The sequence below is a fragment of the Pseudomonas sp. NPDC089392 genome, from assembly GCF_044749595.1.
Taxonomy (GTDB): Bacteria; Pseudomonadota; Gammaproteobacteria; order Pseudomonadales; family Pseudomonadaceae; genus Aquipseudomonas.
Genome location: NZ_JBIVIF010000058.1, coordinates 1 through 23,095 on the forward strand (window position 1 = coordinate 1; position 23,095 = coordinate 23,095).

Consider the following 23,095-nt stretch of genomic DNA (forward strand, 5'->3'; position numbering starts at 1 on the left):
GCGTTCGCGCGCAAATCCCACAGGAATAATTGGCCCGAAACAAACGTAGGAGCGGCTTTAGCCGCGAAGCGCCGCGCGGGCGGCGCTCGATCTCATAGGCGCCGAAAATACATCGGCGAACACCTGTGGCGCTCGATTTCACAGGCGCTGAAAATACATCGGCGAACACCTGCGGCGCTCGATCTCACAGGCGCCACATCTCCACCGCCGGCCCCCTCCCGGCCCCACACAATCCATCAAGCCAAAAACTGGCATAACACTTGCTCACCCCAAGCCATCCTCCCTTGAACCCCCGATGGACGACGGATTATTGGCATGGCGAAGAGCGAAGCAGTCAAAGACCCCGCCACTAAAGGCAAACTCAAGCTGATCCTGCTGGCAGTCGTGGGCCTGTTGCTGGCGATCGGCCTTTCGGTGGGCGCTACCTGGTTCATCATGCACAAGAGCGAGCCAGCCCCGGCCACCGAGGCTGCGGCCAGCAACGTCAAGCCTGCGGCCATCTATCAGGCGCTGACCCCAGCCTTTGTGGTCAACTTCAACCAGAACGGCCGCCAGCGCTATATGCAGGTGAGCATCACCCTGCAAGCGCGCAGCCAGGCCGACCTGGATGCCCTCAAGGTGCACATGCCGGTGATCCGCAACAACCTGGTGATGATGTTCTCCGGGCAAGGCTTCGACACCCTGGCCGGCAGCGCGGTAGGGCAGGAAATGCTGCGCCAGAAGGCCACCGCAGTGGTTCAGGAAGTGGCGCAGAAGGAAGTCGGCAAACCGGTCATCGACCAATTGCTGTTCACCAATTTCGTATTGCAGTAGGAGTCCGCAATGGCCGTACAGGACCTGCTGTCCCAGGATGAGATCGATGCCCTGTTGCATGGCGTCGACGACGGTCTGGTGCAGACCGAGAGTGCATCCGAGCCTGGCAGTATCAAAAGCTACGACCTGACCAGCCAGGACCGTATCGTGCGGGGTCGCATGCCGACCCTGGAAATGATCAACGAGCGCTTCGCCCGTTACACCCGCATCAGCATGTTCAACCTGCTGCGCCGCTCCGCCGACGTGGCGGTAGGCGGCGTGCAGGTGATGAAGTTCGGCGAATACGTGCACTCGCTGTACGTGCCAACCAGCCTCAACCTGGTCAAGATCAAGCCGCTGCGCGGCACTTCGCTGTTCATCCTCGACGCCAAGCTGGTGTTCAAGCTGGTGGATAACTTCTTCGGTGGCGATGGTCGCCACGCCAAGATCGAAGGCCGCGAATTCACCCCGACTGAACTGCGCGTGGTGCGCATGGTGCTGGACCAGTGCTTCGTCGACCTCAAGGAAGCCTGGCAGGCGATCATGCCGGTGTCCTTCGAGTACATGAACTCCGAGGTCAACCCGGCCATGGCCAACATCGTCGGCCCCAGCGAGGCGGTGGTGGTGTCCACCTTCCACATTGAACTGGACGGCGGTGGCGGCGACCTGCACGTGACCATGCCGTACTCGATGATCGAGCCGGTGCGGGAAATGCTCGATGCCGGCTTCCAGTCCGACCTGGACGACCAGGATGAGCGCTGGGTCAAGGCCCTGCGCGAGGACGTGCTGGACGTGGCCGTGCCACTGAGCGCCACGGTTGCCCGGCGCCAGCTGAAGCTGCGCGACATCCTGCACATGCAGCCTGGCGACGTGATCCCGGTGGAACTGCCCGAGCACCTGGTGCTGCGTGCCAACGGCGTGCCGTCGTTCAAGGCGCGCCTGGGTTCGCACAAGGGCAACCTGGCGCTGCAGATCATCGACCCGATCGTACGCCGCTGACGGCGTGCCGGTCGCTCATAACGAATTGAATGCCTGTCGAGGAAACCATGGCTAACGAAAACGAGATCACCTCCCCAGAGGACCAGGCGCTGGCCGATGAGTGGGCCGCGGCGCTGGAAGAAACCGGTGCAGCCGGCCAGGCCGACATCGATGCACTGCTGGGTGGCGACACCGGTAGCAATGGCGGCGCAGGCCGCCTGCCGATGGAAGAGTTCGCCAGCTCGCCGAAGCCGAACGAGAACGTCAGCCTCGAAGGCCCGAACCTGGACGTGATCCTGGACATCCCGGTGAACATTTCAATGGAAGTGGGCAGCACCGAGATCAACATCCGCAACCTGCTGCAGCTCAACCAGGGCTCGGTGATCGAGCTCGACCGCCTGGCCGGCGAGCCGCTCGACGTGCTGGTCAACGGCACGCTGATCGCTCATGGCGAGGTGGTAGTGGTCAACGAGAAGTTCGGCATCCGCCTGACTGACGTGATCAGCCCCAGCGAACGTATCAAGAAGCTGCGCTGAGTGAAGGGTTCGATGCGCGCCATCGCGGCGTTCGCGGCACTGCTTGCCAGCCAGGCCTGCCTGGCTGCGGCCACGCCGGCAGCGACCCCGCCGGCTGCGCCTGGCAGCCTGGGCGGGCAGCTGGTGCAGATGGTTTTCGGTCTGTTGCTGGTGGTTGGCCTGATCTTCTTCCTGGCCTGGCTGCTGCGGCGCATGCAGAGTACGGCGGTGAAGGGCGGGCAGGTGATCGAGATTGTCGGCAGCCGTGCCATCGGCCCGCGTGACCGCCTGCTGCTGGTGCAGGTGGGCAATGAGCAGATCCTGATCGGCCACACCCCCGGTAGCATCGAGGCCCTGCATGTGCTGGCCGAACCCGTGCAAGTGCCGGACAGCGCCCGTCAGGCGACGCCGGAGTTTGCCCAGCGGCTGATGGAGCTGATGGGCAAGAATCCTAAGGACAACAAGTGATGAGCGGCGCGCTGCGTACGTTGTTGACTGTGGCGCTGCTGCTGGCCGCGCCATTGGCCCTGGCCGCCGACCCGCTGTCGATCCCGGCCATTACCCTGTCCAATACCCCGGACGGGCAGCAGGAATATTCGGTCAGCCTGCAAATCCTGCTGATCATGACCGCGCTGAGCTTCATCCCGGCGTTCGTCATCCTGATGACCAGCTTCACCCGCATCATCATCGTGTTCTCGATCCTGCGCCAGGCCCTGGGCCTGCAGCAGACGCCGTCGAACCAGCTGCTCACCGGCATGGCGCTGTTCCTGACCATGTTCATCATGGCCCCGGTGTTCGACCGGGTGAACCAGGACGCCCTGCAGCCGTACCTGAAGGAGCAGATGACCGCCCAGCAGGCCATCGACAAGGCCCAGGGGCCGCTCAAGGACTTCATGCTGGCGCAAACCCGGCAAAGCGACCTCGACCTGTTCATGCGCCTGTCCAAGCGTACCGACATCGCCGGCCCCGACCAGGTGCCGCTGACGATCCTGGTGCCAGCGTTCGTCACCTCCGAGCTGAAGACCGCGTTCCAGATCGGCTTCATGATCTTCATCCCGTTCCTGATCATCGACATGGTGGTGGCCAGTGTGCTGATGGCCATGGGTATGATGATGCTCTCGCCGCTGATCATCTCGCTGCCGTTCAAGATCATGCTGTTCGTGCTGGTCGATGGCTGGGCGCTGATCATGGGCACCCTGGCCAGCAGTTTCGGCGGCGTCTGACGCCGTCAAGGAGAGCCGCCGATGACCCCTGAAGTTGCTGTCGACCTGTTCCGTGATGCCCTGTGGCTGACCACCCTGATGGTGGCCGTGCTGGTGGTGCCGAGCCTGCTGGTGGGCTTGGTGGTGGCCATGTTCCAGGCGGCTACGCAGATCAACGAACAGACCTTGAGCTTCCTGCCGCGTCTGCTGGTCATGCTGATCACGCTGATCATCGCCGGGCCGTGGCTGGTGCAGAAGTTCATGGAGTACATCACCAACCTCTACACCAACATCCCGCAGCTCATAGGTTGATGCGGCGATGCTGGAGCTGACCGACACGCAGATCGGCACTTGGGTTGCCACCTTCATCCTGCCGTTGTTCAGGGTGACAGCAGTGCTGATGACCATGCCGATCATCGGCACCCGCATGCTGCCGGCGCGGGTGCGCCTGTACGTGGCAGTGGCCATTACGGTGGTGATTGTCCCGGCATTGCCGCCTTTGCCCGAATTCGACCCGCTGAGCCTGCGCGGCCTGTTGCTGTGTGCTGAGCAGATCATCGTCGGTGCGCTGTTCGGCCTGGCGTTGCAGTTGTTGTTCCAGGCCTTCGTGATCGCCGGGCAGATCGTGGCGGTGCAGATGGGCATGGCCTTCGCCTCGATGGTCGACCCGGCCAACGGCGTCAACGTCACGGTGATCAGCCAGTTCATGACCATGCTGGTGAGCGTGCTGTTCCTGCTGATGAACGGCCACCTGGTGGTGTTCGAGGTGCTGACCGAGAGCTTTACTACCCTGCCGGTGGGTAATGCGCTGGTGGTCAACCACTTCTGGGAGCTGGCCGGGCGCATGGGCTGGGTGTTCGCGGCCGGGCTGCTGCTGATTTTGCCGGTGATTGCAGCCTTGCTGGTGGTGAACATCGCCTTTGGCGTGATGACCCGTGCCGCGCCGCAGCTGAACATTTTCTCGATCGGTTTCCCGCTGACCCTGGTCATGGGGATGCTCATTTTCTGGGTAGGCCTGGCAGACATCTTGTCCCACTACCAGGCATTGGCCAGCGAAGCGCTGCAATGGCTGCGTGAGCTGGCGAGGGCGGGCTGAGCATGGCTGAAAGCGAGAGCGGTCAGGACAAGACAGAAGACCCCACCGAGAAGCGCAAGCGCGACGCACGCGAGAAGGGCGAGATTGCCCGCTCCAAGGAACTGAACACGGTGGCGGTGACCCTGGCGGGTGCCGGTGGCCTGTTGGCCTTTGGCGGCCATCTGGCCGAGACGTTGCTGGCCTTGATGCGCATGAACTTCAGCCTGACCCGCGAGGTGATCGTCGACGAACGGGCCATGGGCGCCTTCCTGCTGGCCTCGGGCAAGATGGCGATCTGGGCGGTGCAGCCAGTGCTGATCCTGTTGTTCGTGATCTCTTTCGTGGCGCCCATCGCCCTCAGTGGCTTCCTGTTCTCCGGCAGCCTCCTGCAGCCCAAATTCAGCCGCATGAACCCGTTGTCGGGGATCAAGCGCATGTTCTCGATGAACAGCCTGACCGAGTTGCTCAAGGCGCTGGCCAAGTTCTTCGTGATCCTGATCGTGGCGCTGGTGGTGTTGTCGAGCGACCGCCAGGCCTTGCTGTCGATTGCCAACGAGCCGCTGGAGCAGGCGATCATTCACAGCCTGCAGGTGGTGGGCTGGAGTGCCTTGTGGATGTCGGCCGGGTTGCTGCTGATCGCCGCGGCGGACGTGCCGTTCCAGCTGTACCAGACCCACAAGAAAATGAAGATGACCAAGCAGGAAGTGCGCGACGAGTACAAGGACAGCGAGGGCAAGCCTGAGGTCAAGCAGCGTATTCGCCAGCTGCAGCGCGAGGTATCGCAGCGGCGCATGATGGCGGCAGTGCCGCAGGCCGACGTGATCATCACCAACCCGACGCACTATGCGGTGGCCTTGCAGTACGACCCGGAGAAGGGCGGGGCGGCGCCGCTGTTGCTGGCCAAGGGTACGGATTTCATGGCTTTGAAAATTCGTGAAATTGGCGCGGAGCACAAGATCCAGGTCCTCGAGTCGCCAGCGCTGGCGCGGGCGATCTACTACTCCACCGAAATCGAGCAGGAAATCCCCGCCGGCCTGTACCTGGCGGTGGCGCAGGTGCTGGCCTATGTGTTCCAGATCCGCCAGTACCGCGCGGGTAAGGGCAAACGGCCGGAGCCGTTGAAAGAAGACCTGCCGATTCCGCCGGACCTACGCCGCGACAGTTGACCTTGTGCCAGGGCTTCTGGCCCTTTCGCGGGCGAGCCCGCGAAAGGGCCGGTACAGGCCAGCTGAGTTTCTGCTCGGCCAGCGCAGCATCAGTTGGCCTTGTGCCGGGGCTGCTGGCCTCTTCGCGGGTAAACCCGCTCCCACAGGAGTCTCACCGCTTTCAAGGGCGGTGCCGTACCTGTGGGAGCGGGTTCACCCGCGAAAGGGCCGGTACAGGCAACATAAATCCCCCGCCAGGCAAAGTTGGAAAGCTTCTTGCAAAGCCAGCGCCAGGCGCCCCGTGGGCGTCAAAGTTTTGCATCAAGAGGACTCGCGGTGGATCGCACTCAGTTAATCAGCAACGCCCGTAACAACCTGGCCGGGCTCGGCCGGGGCAACCTGGGTGTGCCGCTGTTGCTGCTGGTGATGTTGGCAATGATGATGTTGCCCATACCGCCGTTCCTGCTCGACGTGTTCTTCACCTTCAACATCGCCTTGTCGATCGTGGTCCTGCTGGTGTGCGTGTACGCACTGCGCCCGCTCGACTTCGCCGCGTTCCCCACCATCTTGCTGGTGGCTACACTGTTGCGCCTGGCCCTCAACGTGGCGTCTACCCGGGTTGTGATGCTGCATGGCCAGGAAGGCCATGGCGCCGCCGGTAAAGTGATCCAGGCCTTCGGCGAAGTGGTGATCGGCGGTAACTACGTGGTCGGCGGGGTGGTGTTCGCCATACTGATGATCATCAACTTCGTGGTGGTGACCAAGGGTGCCGGGCGTATCTCGGAAGTGAGCGCGCGTTTCACCCTGGATGCCATGCCCGGCAAGCAGATGGCCATCGACGCCGACCTCAACGCCGGCCTGATCGATCAGGCCCAGGCCAAGCACCGCCGTGCCGAGGTGGCCCAGGAGGCCGAGTTCTACGGCTCGATGGACGGTGCCAGCAAGTTCGTCCGCGGTGACGCCATTGCCGGCTTGCTGATCCTGTTCATCAACCTGATCGGCGGCATGCTGATCGGCATGCTGCAGCACGGCATGAGCTTCGGCGATGCCGGCAAGGTGTACGCTTTGCTGACCATCGGTGACGGTTTGGTGGCGCAATTGCCATCACTGCTGCTGTCCACCGCCGCCGCGATCATGGTCACCCGCGCCTCGGGCTCCGAGGACATGGGCAAGCTGATCAACCGGCAGATGTTCGATTCGCCCAAGGCGCTGGCCGTGTCGGCGGCGTTGATGATTGTCATGGGCCTGGTCCCGGGCATGCCGCACGTCGCCTTCATCGGCTTGGGTCTGCTGGCCGGCGGCGGGGCTTACCTGGTGTGGAAAAAACAGCAGAAGGCCAAGGCCCAGGCACTGCAGGAGGCGCAGCGCCAGCAAGACCTGCTGCCTTCGCCACAGCGCGCGCAGGAGACCAAGGAGCTGGGCTGGGACGACGTGACCCCCATCGACATGATTGGCCTGGAGGTCGGCTACCGGCTGATCCCGCTGGTCGACCGCAACCAGGGCGGCCAGTTGCTGGCGCGGATCAAGGGCGTGCGCAAGAAGCTGTCCCAGGACCTGGGCTTCCTCATGCCCACCGTGCACATTCGCGACAACCTCGACCTGCAGCCCAGCGCTTATCGCCTGACCCTGATGGGGGTGATTTTGGCCGAGGCGGAGATTTACCCGGACCGGGAGCTGGCGATCAACCCGGGGCAGGTGTTCGGCACCCTCAACGGCATTGCCGCGCGTGACCCGGCGTTTGGCCTGGAGGCGGTGTGGATCGATGTCGGCCAGCGCTCCCAGGCGCAGTCGCTGGGCTATACCGTCGTAGATGCCAGCACCGTGGTGGCCACCCACCTCAACCAGATCCTGCAGAAGCACTGCCACGAGCTGATCGGCCACGAAGAGGTCCAGCAACTGTTGCAGGTGTTGGCCAAGGCATCGCCTAAACTTGCAGAAGAGCTGGTGCCGGGTGTCATTTCCTTGTCGGGCCTGCTGAAGGTGCTGCAAGCGCTGTTGTCGGAACAAGTGCCAGTACGTGATATTCGCAGCATCGCCGAAGCTATCGCGAACAGCGCCGGCAAGAGTCAAGATACCGCCGCGCTGGTGGCCACGGTGCGCGTCGGATTGTGTCGCGCCATCGTGCAAAGCATTGTCGGCGTTGAGTCGGAGCTGCCAGTGATTACCCTGGAGCCAAGGTTGGAACAGATTTTGCTGAATAGTCTGCAAAGGGCCGGGCAAGGTCAGGAAGACGGTGTTCTTCTGGAGCCGAGCATGGCCGAGAAGCTGCAGCGTTCGCTGATCGAGGCGGCCCAGCGCCAGGAGATGCAGGGCCAGCCGGCCATCCTCCTGACGGCCGGCCCGATCCGCGCCATGCTGTCGCGTTTCGGTCGCCTGGCTGTACCGAATTTGCATGTTCTGGCGTATCAGGAAATACCTGACAACAAGCAAGTCACCATCGTTGCCACCGTGGGCCCTAACGGCTGAGGTAGTGGATAATGCAAGTTAAGCGATTTTTCGCCGCCGATATGCGTCAGGCCATGAAACTGGTCCGTGATGAGCTGGGCGCCGATGCCGCGATCATTGGCAACCGCCGCATTGCCGGTGGTGTCGAACTGACGGCTGCGCTGGACTACAAGCTGTCCGCCCTGGCCCCGCGTGTGCCCAACGCCGAGCTGGAAGAAGAGCTGCGCAAGACCCACACGCGCATCGCCACCGCCCAGGCCGAACTGGACCACCGCCAGGACAGCAGCGACAACAACCGCCAATTGTTTGCCGGGCAGTCGCTGACCGCCGCCGAGCCGCTGATCGAACCGCACGTCGATGCCCCCGAGGCCACTGCCGCAGTTGCGCCGGCGCCGGTCGACCCGCGCCTGTTCGACGCCATGCGTTCCGAGCTGTCGGGCCTGCGCGAGCTGCTGGAAGTGCAGCTTGGCTCGCTGGCCTGGACCCAGCTGCAGGGCAGCAAGCCGCAGCAGGCCAACCTCTGGCGCCGCCTGCAGCGCATCGGCCTGTCCGGGCCGATTGCCCGCGAGCTGCTGGACCTGACCTGTGAGATCGAAGAACCACGCCAAGCCTGGCGCATGTTGCTGGCGCACCTGGCGCGGATGATCGAAATCCCTGAGGTCGAGCCGATCGAAGAGGGCGGGGTGATCGCCATGGTCGGCCCTGCCGGCATGGGCAAGACCACGACGCTGGCCAAGCTGGCCGCCCGCTATGTGCTCAAGTACGGCGCGCAGAACCTGGCGCTGGTGAGCATGGACAGCTTCCGTATTGGCGCCCAGGAGCAGCTCAAGACGCTGGGGCGCATCCTCAATGTACCAGTAACCTACGTCGACCCAGGCCAGTCGTTGGCGGCGGCGCTGGAGCCACTGCTGCGCAAGCGCGTGGTGCTGATCGATACCGCCGGCCTGCAGGCCAGCGACCCGGCCCTGCGCATGCAGCTGGAAACCCTGGCCGGGCGTGGCATTGCCGCGAAGAACTACCTGGTGTTGGCCACCACCAGCCAGAAGCAGGTGCTGACCGCCGCCTATCACAGCTACAAGCGCTGTGGCCTGGCCGGGTGCATCCTGACCAAACTCGATGAAACGGCAAGCCTTGGCGATGTGCTGAGCCTTGCCATCAGTCATGAACTGCCAGTGGCCTACCTGACCGATGGGCCGCGCATTCCTGACGACCTGCACTTGCCACGGGGGCACCAGCTGGTGACGCGCGCGGTGAATGTGCAGCAGCAGGACGAGCCCAGCGAAGAGGCCATGGCCGACATGTTCGCTGATCTCTATCACAACCCACGGCGAGCGGGTTGATGATGAAGCGTATGCAAGGTAGCTATGCCAAGGGGTACGCAGAATTGCCCTACGTGTGGCCTGAGTCCCAGCGAGACAAGGTAAAGAACAGACATGGGTAGCATGCATCCCGTACAGGTGATCGCCGTAACCGGTGGCAAAGGTGGCGTCGGCAAGACTAACGTTTCAGTGAACCTGTCCCTGGCGCTGGCCGAGCTTGGCCGCAGGGTCATGCTGCTTGACGCCGACCTGGGCCTGGCCAATGTCGACGTGTTGCTGGGCCTCACCCCCAAACGAACCCTGGCCGATGTCATCGAAGGGCGCTGCGAGCTGCGTGACGTGATGCTGCAGGGGCCCGGCGGCGTGCGCATCGTGCCGGCAGCCTCGGGCACCCAGAGCATGGTGCACCTGGCCCCGGCGCAGCATGCCGGGCTGATCCAGGCGTTCAGCGACATTGGCGACAACCTCGACGTACTGGTGATCGACACCGCTGCGGGTATCGGTGACTCGGTAGTCAGCTTCGTTCGCGCCGCCCAGGAAGTGCTGCTGGTGGTGTGCGACGAACCCACCTCGATCACCGATGCCTACGCCCTGATCAAGCTGCTCAACCGCGACTACGGCATGAACCGCTTCCGCGTGCTGGCCAACATGGCGCAGAGCCCGCAGGAAGGGCGCAACCTGTTCGCCAAGCTGACCAAGGTCACCGACCGCTTCCTTGACGTTGCCCTGCAGTACGTGGGCGCCGTGCCGTACGACGAGTGCGTGCGCAAGGCGGTGCAGAAACAGCGGGCTGTGTACGAAGCCTTCCCGCGTTCCAAGTGCGCGCTGGCCTTCAAGGCGATTGCCCAGAAGGTCGACAGCTGGCCGCTGCCGGCCAACCCGCGCGGCCACCTGGAGTTCTTTGTCGAGCGCCTGGTGCAACCCACCAGCGCGGGTCCCGTGCTATGAATGCCAGCGGCTTCAAGATGTACAGCCGGGCGGCGAAAGACGCCCAGTACGAGCTGATTGAGCGCTATGCGCCGCTGGTCAAGCGCATTGCCTACCACCTGCTGGCACGGCTGCCGGCCAACGTTCAGGTCGAAGACCTGATCCAGGCGGGCATGATCGGGCTGCTTGAAGTGGCCAACAAATACGACGCCAGCAAGGGCGCCAGCTTTGAAACCTACGCCGGCATCCGCATTCGCGGGGCCATGCTCGATGAAGTGCGCAAGGGCGACTGGGCGCCGCGTTCGGTGCACCGCAACACCCGCATGGTCAGTGACGCCATGCGTGCAGTTGAAGCCAGAACCGGCCGTGACGCTAAAGATCATGAAGTTGCTGCCGAACTCCAATTGAGTCTCGATGATTACTACGGGATCTTGAACGATACCTTGGGCAGCCGCCTGTTCAGTTTCGACGACCTGTTGCAGGACGGCGAACATGAAGGGCTGCATGAGGATGGCGCCAGTGGCCAGGTCGAGCCTGCACGTGGCCTGGAAGACGAGCGCTTCCAGGTTGCCCTGACCGAGGCCATTGCCAACCTGCCGGAGCGTGAACGCCTGGTGCTGGCGCTGTACTACGACGAAGAGCTGAACCTCAAGGAAATCGGTGAGGTGCTTGGGGTCAGCGAGTCGCGGGTCAGCCAGTTGCACAGCCAGTGTGCCGCGCGCCTGCGCAGCCGCCTGGGGGAATGGCGGGCACGCTGAGCCCGGCCCGTAGCACATAGCCGTTTCACGTTGTACCGAATTGAATGAGTGCGTGCTCGCCAGGGCGAGCGCGTTTGAGACTGCTTGGAGGTCTAATTGGACAAGAACATGAAAATCCTCATCGTTGACGACTTTTCGACGATGCGGCGGATCATCAAGAACCTGTTGCGTGACCTGGGCTTCACTAACACGGACGAAGCCGACGACGGCACCACGGCGCTGCCGATGCTGGAGAACGGCCACTACGACTTCCTGGTGACCGACTGGAACATGCCGGGCATGTCCGGCATCGACCTGCTGCGTAAGGTGCGTGCCAGCGAAAAACTGAAAACCATGCCGGTACTGATGGTGACTGCCGAAGCCAAACGCGACCAGATCATTGAGGCGGCCCAGGCCGGCGTCAATGGTTACGTGGTCAAGCCGTTCACCGCCCAGGTGCTCAAAGAAAAGATCGAGAAGATCTTCGAACGCGTCAACGGCTGAGTCACGTCAGGGGGCGCGCCATGGATTCATCACAAACGTCTTTGGGCGAGTTCGAATCGACCCTGAAGAAGCATGCCCAGGAGTTGGTCGAGAGCCTGGAGCGGGGCCGTTTCGGCGAGGCGGTGCAGCTGATTCACGAGCTGAACCAGACCCGTGACCGCGGCCTGTACCAGGAAGTCGGCAAGCTCACCCGCGAGCTGCACAGTGCCATTGTCAGCTTCCAGATCGACCCGACCATGCCGCAGGCCGAGGAGGTGTCGCAGATTACCGACGCCACCGAACGCCTGTCGTATGTGGTCAAGCTGACCGAGGGCGCGGCCAACCGCACCATGGACCTGGTCGAAGAAAGCACCCCGGTGCTCAATGACCTGGCCAGCGAAGCCAAGGCCCTGAGCACCGACTGGCAGCGCTTCATGCGCCGCGAAGTGGCGGCGCCGGAGTTTCGTGACCTGGTCAAGCGCGTCGACAGTTTCCTGACGCACAGCGCCGCAGGTAATCGCAAGGTTGCCGGCCACCTTAACGACATTCTGCTGGCCCAGGACTATCAGGACCTGACTGGCCAGGTGATCAAGCGCGTCACCGCGTTGGTGACCGAAGTGGAAAGCAACCTGCTCAAGCTGGTGCTGATGGCCAGCCAGGTCGACCGTTTCGCCGGCATACAACATGACCACGATCAACTGCGCGCAGAAAAAGATCGAGAAAAACATCCGACTCGGGGTGAAGGTCCGCAGATTCATGCCGATAAGCGTGAAGACGTTGTGTCCGGTCAGGACGATGTCGATGATCTGCTGTCCAGCCTGGGTTTTTAAGGAGCACGTTTGATGAGCTTCGGCGCCGATGAAGAAATCCTTCAGGATTTCCTGGTAGAAGCCGGCGAAATTCTTGAGCAACTGTCCGAGCAACTGGTCGAGCTGGAAAGCCGGCCCGATGATGCTGACCTGCTCAATGCGATCTTTCGCGGTTTCCACACTGTAAAAGGGGGCGCCGGCTTCCTTCAGCTGAACGAGCTGGTGGAGTGCTGCCATATCGCCGAAAACGTATTCGACGTCCTGCGCAAAGGTGAGCGCCGGGTCGACGCGGAATTGATGGATGTGGTGCTCGAAGCACTGGACACGGTCAACAACATGTTTGGCCAGGTGCGCGAGCGTGGTGAAGTGACCCCGGCCACCCCAGAATTGCTGGCGGCTTTGTCGCGCCTGGCCGAACCTGGCGGTGCTGAGGCCGAAGTTGCTGCAGCAGCGGAGCCGGTTGCCGAGGTGCCGGTTGCGGCCCAGGCCCCGGCCGAAGAACAGCATCAGGACATTACTGACAGCGAATTCGAGCAGTTGCTCGATTCGCTGGATGCGGTCAAGGCACAAGCCGCGGCCGACGAGCAGATGCAGGGCGAAACCGTGACCGGTGCAGGTGATGAAATCACCGACGCCGAGTTCGAGTCGCTGCTCGACCAGTTGCACGGCAAAGGCCAGTTCAGTGCCGAAGTTGTCGCGCCATCAGCCACCGTCAGCGCCGAAGTGGTCAGCGACGAAATTACCGACGCCGAATTCGAATCGTTGCTCGACCAGCTGCATGGCAAGGGCACCTTCCAGGCAGACGCCTTGCCAGCCTTCAAGGCACCGGAGCCAGTTGCGGCTGACACCGCCGTAGCGGCCAGCGCCGCCAGCGACGAAATCAGCGAGCACGAATTCGAGGCCCTGCTGGACCAGTTGCACGGCAAGGGCAAGTTCGGTGGCGACGTTGCCGCCGTCGAAGCCCCGCCTGCGGCCAAGGTGCAAGCACCGGCTGCCGCCAAGGCTGAAAGCCAGCCGGTGGCCAAGCCAGCTGCCGCGCCAGCGCCTGTCAGCAAACCTGCTGCGGTCCCGCGCACGCCGGCCCCGGCTGCCGACAAACACGCGGTCAGCGAAGCGGAAACCACCGTGCGTGTCGATACCGCGCGTCTGGACGAGATCATGAACATGGTCGGCGAACTGGTGCTGGTGCGTAACCGCCTGGTGCGCCTGGGCCTGAACAGCGGCGACGAGGCTATGTCCAAGGCCGTGTCCAACCTCGACGTGGTCACCGCCGACCTGCAGACCGCGGTGATGAAAACCCGCATGCAGCCGATCAAGAAAGTCTTCGGCCGCTTCCCGCGCCTGGTCCGTGACCTGGCCCGCCAGCTGAAGAAAGAGATCAACCTGGAACTGGTCGGCGAAGAGACTGACCTCGACAAGAACCTGGTCGAAGCCCTGGCCGACCCGCTGGTGCACCTGGTGCGCAACGCTGTCGACCATGGTATCGAGATGCCAGATGAGCGTGACGCCGCTGGCAAGGCCCGCACCGGCCGCGTGGTGCTGTCGGCGGAACAGGAAGGCGACCACATCCTGCTGTCGATCTCGGACGACGGCAAGGGCATGGACCCCAACATCCTGCGCGCCAAGGCCGTGGAAAAGGGCCTGATGGACAAGGACGCCGCCGAGCGCCTGAGCGAATCGGACTGCTACAACCTGATCTTTGCCCCGGGCTTCTCGACCAAGACCGAGATCTCTGACGTGTCTGGCCGTGGCGTGGGCATGGACGTGGTGAAGACCAAGATCTCCCAGCTCAACGGCTCGATCAACATCTACTCGGCCAAGGGCCAGGGCTCGAAGATCGTCATCAAGGTGCCGCTGACCCTGGCGATCATGCCCACCCTGATGGTGATGCTGGGCAACCAGGCGTTTGCCTTCCCGCTGGTCAACGTCAACGAGATCTTCCACCTCGACCTGTCGCGCACCAACGTGGTCGACGGCCAGGAAGTGGTGATCGTGCGCGACAAGGCGCTGCCGCTGTTCTACCTCAAGCGCTGGCTGGTACAGGGCCAGGTGCATGAAGAGCAGCACGAGGGCCACGTGGTGATCCTGTCGGTCGGCACCCAGCGCATCGGCTTTGTCGTCGATCAACTGGTGGGCCAGGAAGAAGTGGTAATCAAGCCGCTGGGCAAGATGCTGCAGGGCACCCCGGGCATGTCCGGGGCCACCATCACCGGCGACGGTCGCATCGCGTTGATTCTCGACGTCCCGAGCATGCTCAAGCGTTACGCCGCGCGGCGTATTTGATTTCGGTGGCGCACCCTGGCGGGTTGCGCCGCCTAATGGAGTGTTTATGGCAGTCAAGGTCCTGGTGGTGGATGATTCCGGTTTCTTCCGCCGCCGCGTCTCGGAAATCCTCTCGGCGGATCCGACGATCCAGGTAGTGGGTACCGCGACCAACGGCAAGGAAGCAATCGACCAGGCGCTGGCGCTCAAGCCCGATGTCATTACCATGGACTACGAAATGCCCATGATGGATGGCATCACCGCAGTGCGGCACATCATGCAGCGCTGCCCGACGCCGGTGTTGATGTTCTCCTCGCTGACCCACGAAGGCGCGCGCGTCACCCTGGATGCGCTGGATGCCGGTGCGGTGGATTACCTGCCGAAAAACTTCGAGGACATCTCGCGCAACCCCGACAAGGTCAAGCAGTTGCTGTGCGAGAAGGTGCATACCATTTCCCGCAGCAACCGCCGTTTCGGCAGCTACGCCAGCCACGCGCCGGTTGCTGCGCCTGCGCCCGCCAGCAGCCACGCACCGGCCAGCAGTTTCAGCAGCCCGGCAGCGGCGCGCCCGCCCGTGCCTGCCCGTGTGCCGGCACAGGCAGCGGCGCCAGCGCATTCGCCGGCACCCAAGCGCAAGCCTTACAAGCTGGTGGCCATCGGCACCTCCACCGGTGGCCCGGTCGCCCTGCAGCGGGTGCTGACCCAGTTGCCGGCCAACTTCCCGGCGCCGATCGTGCTGATCCAGCACATGCCGGCAGCGTTCACCAAGGCGTTTGCCGAACGCCTGGACAAGCTGTGCCGGATCAACGTCAAGGAGGCCGAGGACGGCGACATGCTGCGCCCAGGCCTGGCCCTGCTGGCCCCGGGTGGCAAGCAGATGATGATCGACGGCCGTGGCACGGTGAAGATCCTGCCCGGTGACGAGCGCCTGAACTACAAGCCGTGCGTGGACATCACCTTCGGGTCGGCGGCCAAGTCGTACGGCGACAAGGTGCTGTCGGTGGTGCTTACCGGCATGGGCGCCGATGGCCGCGAAGGCGCGCGCCTGCTCAAGCAGGGCGGCAGCACGGTGTGGGCCCAGGATGAAGCCAGCTGCGTGATCTATGGCATGCCCATGGCCATCGTCAAAGCCAACCTGGCCGATGCGGTGTACAGCCTGGACGAAATCGGCAAGCACCTGGTGGAGGCCTGCGTCTGATGGACGTGCTCAGCCTGATCGGCTTGATCCTCGCCTTTGTTGCCATCGTCGGTGGCAACTTTCTCGAAGGCGGCCATGTGGGTGCCTTGGTCAATGGCCCGGCGGCGCTGATCGTGCTGGGCGGCACCTTGGCGGCGGCGTTGCTGCAGGCGCCGCTGTCGTCGTTCAAGCGTGCCTTGCAGATTTTGCGCTGGATCCTGTTCCCGCCACGGGTCGACCTGGCGGGCGGCATCGACCGCGTCGTGAACTGGAGCCTGACCGCGCGCAAGGAAGGCCTGCTGGGCCTGGAAGGGGTAGCCGATAGCGAGCCGGACCCTTATGCGCGCAAAGGCCTGCAGTTGCTGGTGGACGGCGCCGAGCCAGAAGCCATCCGCAGCATCCTTGAAGTCGACTTCCTGACCCAGGAAGGGCGCGATATCCAGGCTGCCAAGGTGTTCGAAAGCATGGGTGGCTACGCGCCGACCATTGGCATCATCGGTGCGGTAATGGGCCTGATCCACGTGATGGGCAACCTGGCCGACCCGTCGCAGCTGGGTAACGGCATTGCCGTGGCCTTCGTCGCCACCATCTACGGCGTGGCCAGCGCCAACCTGGTGCTACTGCCGGTGGCCAACAAGCTCAAGGCCATTGTCATGCGCCAGTCGCGCTACCGCGAAATGCTGCTCGAAGGCCTGCTGTCGATTGCCGAGGGTGAGAACCCGCGCTCGATCGAGTTGAAGCTGCAAGGCTTCATGGAGTAACCCATGCGTCGCCGTCGCCATACCGAGGAACACGAAAACCACGAACGCTGGCTGGTGTCGTACGCCGACTTCATTACCTTGTTGTTCGCCTTTTTCGTGGTGATGTACTCGATTTCCTCGATCAACGAGGGCAAGTACAAGGTCATCTCGCAGGCCTTGCTGGGGGTGTTCAACGACCCTGAGCGCGCCGTCAAGCCGATCCCCATCGGCGACGAGCAGCCACTGAGCGTGCGCCCGGCCGAGCCACTGGTCAAAGACAGCGAGCAGACCGAGGCGGGCCTGGCGGCGACCAATGTCGACCCGCTGAAAACCATCAGCGATGACGTACGCGATGCCTTTGGCGACCTGATCAAGAGTGACCAGATGACCGTGCGCGGCAACGAGCTGTGGATCGAAATCGAGCTCAACTCGTCGCTGCTGTTTGGCAGTGGCGATGCCATGCCCAGCGACAAGGCATTTGCCATCATCGCGAAGGTGGCCGGTATCCTCAAGCCGTTCGCCAACCCGGTGCATGTCGAAGGGTTCACCGACAACCTGCCGATTCGCACAGCGCAGTACCCGACCAACTGGGAGTTGTCGTCGGCGCGTGCGGCGAGCATCGTGCGCCTGCTGGCCATGGAAGGGGTCAACCCGGCGCGCATGGCGTCCGTGGGTTACGGCGAGTATCAGCCAGTGGCCAGCAACGACACTGCCGACGGCCGTGCGCGTAACCGCCGGGTGGTGCTGGTGATTTCCCGTAACCTGGAAGTGCGCCGCAGCCTGACCGGCTCGGGCAGCGCCAATGCCACCCCGGATGCCGCATTGCGCCGGGCTGGCACACAAAGTGCACCGGCAACGCCAGCAACGGTGGCGGGGCAGTAACTCGTCAATTCTCTGTCACTGGGTAATGGATTCGAGGGTTTACCGCTGGCCCTTGTGGGAGCGGGTTCACCCGCGAAGAAGGCGACTCGGTGTATGGCACCGGCTTTGCCGGTGTTCGCGGGTAAACCCGCTCCCACAGGGATCGGGCAAGCTTTCAAATAGTTGTTTCTACAGTGTCCCTGCCAAATCAATACATAGAGTTTGCTTGATGAGAGTCTGGGCAGTAGCCAATCAAAAAGGTGGCGTCGGCAAGACCACCACTACCATCGCCCTGGCCGGCCTGCTGGCCGAGGCCGGCAAGCGCGTGGTCGTCGTCGACCTCGACCCGCACGGCTCGATGACCAGCTATTTCGGGCACAACCCGGATGCCCTGGAGCACAGCTGCTACGACCTGTTCCTGCACAAGGGCGTGGTGCCCGAGGGCTTGCCCGGGCAATTGCTGTTGCCCACCAGTGACGAGCGCATCTCGCTGCTGCCGTCGAGCACCGCGCTGGCGGTGCTGGAGCGCCAGTCGCCGGGGCAGAATGGCCTGGGCCTGGTGATCGCCAAGAGTCTGGCGCAGCTGTGGCAGGATTTCGACTTTGCCCTGATCGACAGCCCGCCCTTGCTCGGTGTGCTGATGGTCAATGCCCTAGCCGCCAGCCAGCAGCTGGTGATTCCGGTGCAAACCGAATTCCTTGCGGTCAAGGGCCTGGAACGCATGGTCGGTACCCTGGCCATGGTCAACCGCTCGCGCAAGCAGGCGCTGCCTTACCAGATCGTGCCGACCCTGTTCGACCGCCGTACCCAGGCCTCCCTGGGCACGCTCAAGCAACTGCGTGACAGCTACGGCCAGCAAGTGTGGCAGGGCTACATCCCGGTGGATACGCGCCTGCGCGATGCCAGCCGCAAGGGTGTCACGCCTTCGCAGTTCGACAGCAAGAGCCGTGGGTTGGTTGCCTACCGGGCGCTGCTCAAGCACCTGCTGACTTACAAAACTGCAGTACAGGTGGCCTGATGACCCAGACCCGGCAAACCAGCACCCGGCCACAACTGGCCCTGCAATCGTACCTCGATGGCCTGCTGCAGGAGGCTACCGAGGCCGAAGAGCTGTTCGAGCCGCCGGCAGCGGCGGACGAGTTCGCCAATGCCGTTCGCGAGGAGCAGGCGCGTGATGCCCGGCAGGCGGCCAAGCCTGCGCCCGCCCAAGCCCCCGCCAGTGCTGCCCCACGGCCTTTCGCCGAGCCCAAGCTGGCGGTGCTGCCCAGCGTGATGCCAGTGGAAGCGCCGGTGGTGACGGTGGTCGAGCAGCAAGTGGTCGCTGAGGCCAGCATCCCGGTACTGGTCGAGCAACCCGTTGAGCAACCCGTCGTGGAGCCGGCAGTGCCGCTGGTGGATGTGCACCTGCCAGCCCCCAGCCAGGCGCTGCCGCCGGCCACCGACGATGGTCGCCCGGCCTGGGCCGCCGAGCCGTTCGAATGCCTGCTGTTCGATGTCGCCGGCCTGACCCTGGCAGTACCGCTGGTGTGCCTGGGCTCGATCTACAACCTGGCGGGCCAGGAGCTGACGCCGCTGTTCGGCCAGCCCGACTGGTTTCTCGGCATCCTGACCTGCCAGGCCGGCAACCTGAAAGTACTGGACACCGCGCGTTGGGTAATGCCCGACCGTTACCGCGATGATTTTCGCCAGGGCCTGCAATACGTGATTTCCGTGCAGGGCTACGAATGGGGGCTGGCCGTGCACCAGGTCAGCCGCTCGCTGCGCCTGGACCCGTCCGAGATCAAGTGGCGCAGCCAGCGTGGCCAGCGCCCGTGGCTGGCCGGCACGGTGATCGAACACATGTGTGCACTGCTCGACGTTGCCGCTTTGGCCGAGCTGATCGCCAGTGGCGCGGTCAAGCAGCTGCATGCCAAACAGAAATGACACAGAACACAACCGCGTAACAGCGGATTTAGAGGGCTAGGGGAATGAAAAAGTCGTCTGCACAAGGTTCCGAAGATCCGATCCTGCAGTGGGTTACCTTCCGCTTGGACAATGAGTCCTACGGCATCAATGTGATGCAGGTGCAGGAAGTGCTGCGCTACACCGAGATCGCCCCGGTGCCGGGTGCGCCAAGCTACGTGCTGGGCATCATCAATCTGCGCGGCAACGTGGTGACGGTGATCGACACCCGCCAGCGCTTTGGCTTGATGCCGACCGAAGTCACCGACAACACCCGTATCGTCATCATCGAGGCCGACAAGCAAGTGGTCGGTATCCTGGTCGACAGCGTGGCCGAGGTGGTGTACCTGCGCCAATCTGAAATCGAGACCGCGCCGAACGTGGGCAACGAAGAGTCGGCCAAGTTCATCCAGGGCGTGTGCAACAAGAATGGCGAACTGCTGATCCTGGTCGAGCTGGACAAGATGATGACCGAGGAAGAGTGGTCCGAGCTGGAGAACATCTGAGTTGATCCTACAGGTTGCTGTCATCTTCCTGGCGCTGGTCTGGGCGCTGAGCCTGTGGTTCTTCCTCAACTACAGCAAACGCCAGCGCGAACTGGCCGCGCAGCAGGCCGAAGGCGATGCCCTGCGTGACCAGCGCATCAAGGACCTGGCCAAACGCCTGGACGACTACCAGAACGGTACCGTGCGCATGGGCGAGGCGCTGCACGAGCTGAGCCTGGTGGTTACGCCGCTGCCCGACAAGATCCAGCAGCTGGAACAGCGCGACCCCAACAACGTCACTTTCAGCCAGGCGGCCAAGCTGGTGGGTATGGGCGCCAGTGTGGCCGAGCTTACCGAAAGCTGCGGCCTGACCCAGGCTGAAGCCGAGCTGATGAGCAAGCTGCACCGCAGTGGTTGATGAAACGGGCGACGCAAATCGCCCGTTTTGTTTCAGGGCCTGCCCCACGAGTGGTAGTTGCCGATAGTCGCTACGCTGCCCAGCGCCTGGTCGCTGTTGCGCGCCAAGGAAACAGGGTAGGTCAGAGCTGCTGTAAGGGAGCGATAACCAGTCTCCGGTATCGACTCCAGCTTGCTCAGTTGCCGCAGGAACTGCAGCCTGGGCAGATGCCGGGCAACCATATCGTTGAGCAGGCCCGGCCCGGTCATCCTGCTCAGTTCCTGGGCGTAGGCTTCGTACCCGTGGGTGCCTGCCAGCGGCCTGATGTCGTAGAACGACAGATTGCTGCGGTAGCGTGCGTTCATCTCTGCAGAAATCGCCCGCAGGGTCGGGTTGTTGGCATGGCTGCCGATCATGTTGCTGTTGTAGTCGCAGTGCATGCCCAGCAGTTCGTTGTCTACCGGGCTGCCGAGGACCAGGCCGTCGGGCGTGGTTTTCAAGGCCACCGAGCTGATCATCGCGAAGCTGTCGGGGTTGTCTTCGAAGCTGCGCAGCGTATCGTCGACGTCCATGTAGATGCCGCCCTCCGAATCGAGTAACGGGTAGCGCAGGATGTCGGAGGCAGACGAGAAGTTCGCTCCGTTACTGTCCAGAGCCTGCCGGTACTGATGGTAGAAGTCGGTTTGCTCGAAGGCTGCGTAGAAGGGTTGTTCTTCCAGTGTTCTGACCTGAAGGTTCGACGCCGCGGTCAGCTTTGCCCGGTTCTTCATGAACGCTTTAGGGTTGGATTTCGACAGGTAGAACTCATAGCTGAAACCCGTGCCCTCAAGGCGTTTGGCATTGCTGGCGATGTTCTCCACCAGCTCATCGGGGATGCTTTTGTTGCCGACCCAGATGCTGAGGATCTTCTTTGGCAGCGGAGTTACTTCCGAGCTGCTGACCGAAGGCACGCTGAGTGGCAGTTGCAGGTCGACACCCAGCTTGCGCAGTGTGTTCATGCGCATCGCATTGCTGGCTCCCCGCGTGGCCGGGTTGACCACATACAGGTCGCGAGTGCCCGCGGTCACCTGGTAGTAGTTGGGCAACACCTCGTTGGCGTCCTCTTTGAGGATGAAGGCATCGTTTTCGGTGTCGTAGAGTATTTCGACTTCGTTGCCGTCCTTGAGCGCCAATAGCGCGTTGGTACCCGTTGCGCGATTCAACGGGCCTCTGGCTATACGCGAGGCCTCGACCGGTAGCTCGGCTGGCACGAAGAAGTCTGCCAGGATCTCTTCGGGTAACCGGGGAGGGCTGTTGGGGCTCAGTGGGTAGCCCCACTGGTCGTTCAGCCGCGTGGGCATGACGAAACGTGAGCTCTTGCCTGGGAACAGCATTCGCGGGCGGGCTGCAGGGAGCAAGGCCAACGGGGCGGCATTGAGCAGGCCGAAGGCGATATTGCTCACGCCAGAGTCCTTGTCAGCAAGCGTCTTGCCGTTGATCGCCTGGTCAAGCCCCAGGCCAAACTGCGCGACACCGCCAACCGCCAGTAAGGGTATGAGCTCGGGCACTACCAAGGCCAGCGGTGCCAGCAGGTTGAGCGAGGCCACCAGGTAGCCGCGCCAGCGCGCCTTGGTCACTTGCGCATCGCTGGTAATGATGAAGTCGGCATCGCCATAGCTGCGTTCGCGCTGGCGCTGGGTGAGGGCTGCAAACAGGTCGCCCACCAGCTGCGGGCTGTACTGGTCGGCCTTGTAGTTGACGTACTCGCTCGGAGGCCAGTGACCATCAACGGTAAACCCAGGCCGGTTGGGTGAACGATGGTGCATGCCCGGATAGGCGCCAAGGCCGTCCAGGGCAGTGTCCAGCCCACTGAAGTCCAGGCCATCAGGGGAGTCGGCCAGTTTGAAGTACTGGCGCAGGCTCAGGCGCTTGTCGTCGCTTCGGCACTGTTCGGCGAACCAGTCCTGCATGGCCGTCATGTTATCGAACTCATGCAAGGGCGATGCGTTGCCGGGCAGGTACAGCAGTACCTGCGGTTGCGCAGGGTCGGTGATGCATATCAGGTCGGTGGCGGCGTACCCGTAAACGTTCAAGGGCCTGACCTGCAGACCAGGTGTTTTTGCCATGAGCCCCGCAGCTTGCCATGCCAGTTGGCGGCCGACGTCGCTCAACGAACCTTCCTGGACCTGTTTGTTACAGGCGGCGATGAAGCTTATCTGCAGGGATTGCCGATGAGTTTCTGTCGCCTGCTGCCAGTAAGTGTCGAGCATGCTGACGAAGTGGCTGTGGAAGTCCATGTTCCAGATGAACTGCTGCATGGCCTCGACATCGACCGCCAGGTGCGTGGTGCTGTCGTAGCGGGCCGGGGTAGTCCTTTGGAACAGGCCGTTGAAAACCGAGAAGTGGGCGCCGTTGTCAAACACCCCGGGTTCCGGCAGGCGTTCGACGATGGTCAATGGGCCATCTGGCAAAGTGCCTGCCCAGTGGCCTGGGAACAATTGGCCGATCAAATTCTTGTTGGTCTCACCTTGCCAGTTTGAGAGCACCGCCTGGGTGAGAGAAATGCGCTGGGTAATGACTGCCTGGTTGCCACGGTAGTGCAGGGTGACTACGTCGGTCTGGTCGGGGTCCAGGTCATGGCCCTGTTGCATGGCCCATTCACGGATAGCATTGAAGGCTTGCCGGTCCGGGCGGGGAATGTGCTGCAGGTGGTTGCGGATGAACTGCTCGCCCGCGTGATTCACTCGTGTGCCTGCCATGGGTATCTGCCTGTGCGGAGAAATGAGGCATTACGGTAGCCAGGCTGAGGGTTCAGGTTGTTCTACA

General features: G+C 62.9%; 23 protein-coding genes. 22 read left to right on the plus strand and 1 reads right to left on the minus strand.

Annotated elements, in window-relative coordinates; genetic code table 11:
• Positions 1–315 precede the first annotated feature (315 nt).
• The 22 genes from fliL (at position 316) to ACIP1G_RS29285 (ending at position 20,311) form a co-directional block, all read left to right on the plus strand.
• Positions 316–813 carry a flagellar basal body-associated protein FliL gene (gene fliL, locus ACIP1G_RS29180; protein ID WP_400743483.1) on the plus strand — a complete coding sequence of 166 codons (498 nt, stop codon included), beginning with the start codon at positions 316–318 and terminating at the stop codon, positions 811–813.
• 9 nt (positions 814–822) lie between these two features.
• Positions 823–1,791, plus strand: coding sequence for a flagellar motor switch protein FliM (gene fliM, locus ACIP1G_RS29185; RefSeq protein ID WP_400743486.1), 969 nt, complete (start codon positions 823–825; stop codon positions 1,789–1,791).
• Between the two features lie 47 nt (positions 1,792–1,838).
• Complete coding sequence (fliN, locus tag ACIP1G_RS29190) at positions 1,839–2,306, plus strand: flagellar motor switch protein FliN (RefSeq protein WP_400743488.1); 468 nt, start codon at positions 1,839–1,841, stop codon at positions 2,304–2,306.
• 12 nt (positions 2,307–2,318) lie between these two features.
• The gene (gene fliO, locus ACIP1G_RS29195; protein WP_400743491.1) at positions 2,319–2,753 is read left to right on the plus strand and encodes a flagellar biosynthetic protein FliO; all 435 of its coding nucleotides are present in this window, start codon (positions 2,319–2,321) and stop codon (positions 2,751–2,753) included.
• Positions 2,753–3,508 carry a flagellar type III secretion system pore protein FliP gene (gene fliP, locus ACIP1G_RS29200; protein ID WP_400743493.1) on the plus strand — a complete coding sequence of 252 codons (756 nt, stop codon included), beginning with the start codon at positions 2,753–2,755 and terminating at the stop codon, positions 3,506–3,508. The genes fliO and fliP overlap by 1 nt, the downstream gene beginning before the upstream one ends.
• A 21-nt stretch (positions 3,509–3,529) precedes the next feature.
• On the plus strand, positions 3,530–3,799 hold the full coding sequence (gene fliQ, locus ACIP1G_RS29205; protein ID WP_400743496.1) for a flagellar biosynthesis protein FliQ: 270 nt from the start codon (positions 3,530–3,532) through the stop codon (positions 3,797–3,799).
• Between the two features lie 7 nt (positions 3,800–3,806).
• Positions 3,807–4,583 carry a flagellar biosynthetic protein FliR gene (fliR, locus tag ACIP1G_RS29210; protein WP_400743499.1) on the plus strand — a complete coding sequence of 259 codons (777 nt, stop codon included), beginning with the start codon at positions 3,807–3,809 and terminating at the stop codon, positions 4,581–4,583.
• Positions 4,584–4,585: 2 nt separating this feature from the next.
• Complete coding sequence (gene flhB, locus ACIP1G_RS29215; protein WP_400743502.1) at positions 4,586–5,728, plus strand: flagellar biosynthesis protein FlhB; 1,143 nt, start codon at positions 4,586–4,588, stop codon at positions 5,726–5,728.
• Positions 5,729–6,043: 315 nt separating this feature from the next.
• The gene (gene flhA, locus ACIP1G_RS29220; protein WP_400743504.1) at positions 6,044–8,173 is read left to right on the plus strand and encodes a flagellar biosynthesis protein FlhA; all 2,130 of its coding nucleotides are present in this window, start codon (positions 6,044–6,046) and stop codon (positions 8,171–8,173) included.
• An 11-nt stretch (positions 8,174–8,184) separates the two neighbouring features.
• Positions 8,185–9,492, plus strand: coding sequence for a flagellar biosynthesis protein FlhF (gene flhF, locus ACIP1G_RS29225; protein WP_400743506.1), 1,308 nt, complete (start codon positions 8,185–8,187; stop codon positions 9,490–9,492).
• A 93-nt stretch (positions 9,493–9,585) separates the two neighbouring features.
• A complete protein-coding gene (fleN, locus tag ACIP1G_RS29230) occupies positions 9,586–10,419 on the plus strand; it encodes a flagellar synthesis regulator FleN (RefSeq protein WP_264312203.1) in 834 nt (277 codons plus the stop codon).
• On the plus strand, positions 10,416–11,156 hold the full coding sequence (gene fliA / locus ACIP1G_RS29235) for an RNA polymerase sigma factor FliA (RefSeq protein WP_012273491.1): 741 nt from the start codon (positions 10,416–10,418) through the stop codon (positions 11,154–11,156). Before fleN ends, fliA begins: the two co-directional genes overlap by 4 nt.
• A gap of 108 nt (positions 11,157–11,264) precedes the next feature.
• Positions 11,265–11,639 (plus strand): chemotaxis response regulator CheY, encoded by a 375-nt coding sequence (locus ACIP1G_RS29240; protein WP_077068541.1) that lies wholly within the window; start codon positions 11,265–11,267, stop codon positions 11,637–11,639.
• A gap of 20 nt (positions 11,640–11,659) precedes the next feature.
• Positions 11,660–12,448 (plus strand): protein phosphatase CheZ, encoded by a 789-nt coding sequence (locus ACIP1G_RS29245; protein WP_400743511.1) that lies wholly within the window; start codon positions 11,660–11,662, stop codon positions 12,446–12,448.
• Between the two features lie 12 nt (positions 12,449–12,460).
• Positions 12,461–14,710 carry a chemotaxis protein CheA gene (locus ACIP1G_RS29250; protein WP_400743514.1) on the plus strand — a complete coding sequence of 750 codons (2,250 nt, stop codon included), beginning with the start codon at positions 12,461–12,463 and terminating at the stop codon, positions 14,708–14,710.
• A gap of 46 nt (positions 14,711–14,756) precedes the next feature.
• Entirely contained in the window at positions 14,757–15,887 is a 1,131-nt protein-coding gene (locus ACIP1G_RS29255) for a chemotaxis response regulator protein-glutamate methylesterase (RefSeq protein ID WP_400743517.1), read from the plus strand.
• Entirely contained in the window at positions 15,887–16,627 is a 741-nt protein-coding gene (locus ACIP1G_RS29260; RefSeq protein WP_400743520.1) for a flagellar motor protein, read from the plus strand. Before ACIP1G_RS29255 ends, ACIP1G_RS29260 begins: the two co-directional genes overlap by 1 nt.
• Before the next feature lie 3 nt (positions 16,628–16,630).
• A complete protein-coding gene (motD, locus tag ACIP1G_RS29265) occupies positions 16,631–17,488 on the plus strand; it encodes a flagellar motor protein MotD (protein ID WP_400743523.1) in 858 nt (285 codons plus the stop codon).
• Positions 17,489–17,696: 208 nt separating this feature from the next.
• On the plus strand, positions 17,697–18,485 hold the full coding sequence (locus tag ACIP1G_RS29270; RefSeq protein ID WP_400743526.1) for a ParA family protein: 789 nt from the start codon (positions 17,697–17,699) through the stop codon (positions 18,483–18,485).
• The gene (locus ACIP1G_RS29275; RefSeq protein ID WP_400743529.1) at positions 18,485–19,390 is read left to right on the plus strand and encodes a CheW domain-containing protein; all 906 of its coding nucleotides are present in this window, start codon (positions 18,485–18,487) and stop codon (positions 19,388–19,390) included. Before ACIP1G_RS29270 ends, ACIP1G_RS29275 begins: the two co-directional genes overlap by 1 nt.
• A gap of 44 nt (positions 19,391–19,434) precedes the next feature.
• On the plus strand, positions 19,435–19,914 hold the full coding sequence (locus ACIP1G_RS29280; protein WP_003254393.1) for a chemotaxis protein CheW: 480 nt from the start codon (positions 19,435–19,437) through the stop codon (positions 19,912–19,914).
• Position 19,915: 1 nt separating this feature from the next.
• The gene (locus ACIP1G_RS29285; RefSeq protein WP_234228944.1) at positions 19,916–20,311 is read left to right on the plus strand and encodes a DUF2802 domain-containing protein; all 396 of its coding nucleotides are present in this window, start codon (positions 19,916–19,918) and stop codon (positions 20,309–20,311) included.
• A 32-nt stretch (positions 20,312–20,343) separates the two neighbouring features.
• Here the strand turns inward: ACIP1G_RS29285 and ACIP1G_RS29290 are convergent, their stop codons facing one another.
• Positions 20,344–23,028: a dermonecrotic toxin domain-containing protein gene (locus ACIP1G_RS29290; protein WP_400743533.1), complete on the minus strand. Its 2,685-nt coding sequence runs from the start codon at positions 23,026–23,028 to the stop codon at positions 20,344–20,346.
• Between the last annotated feature and the right edge of the window lie 67 nt (positions 23,029–23,095).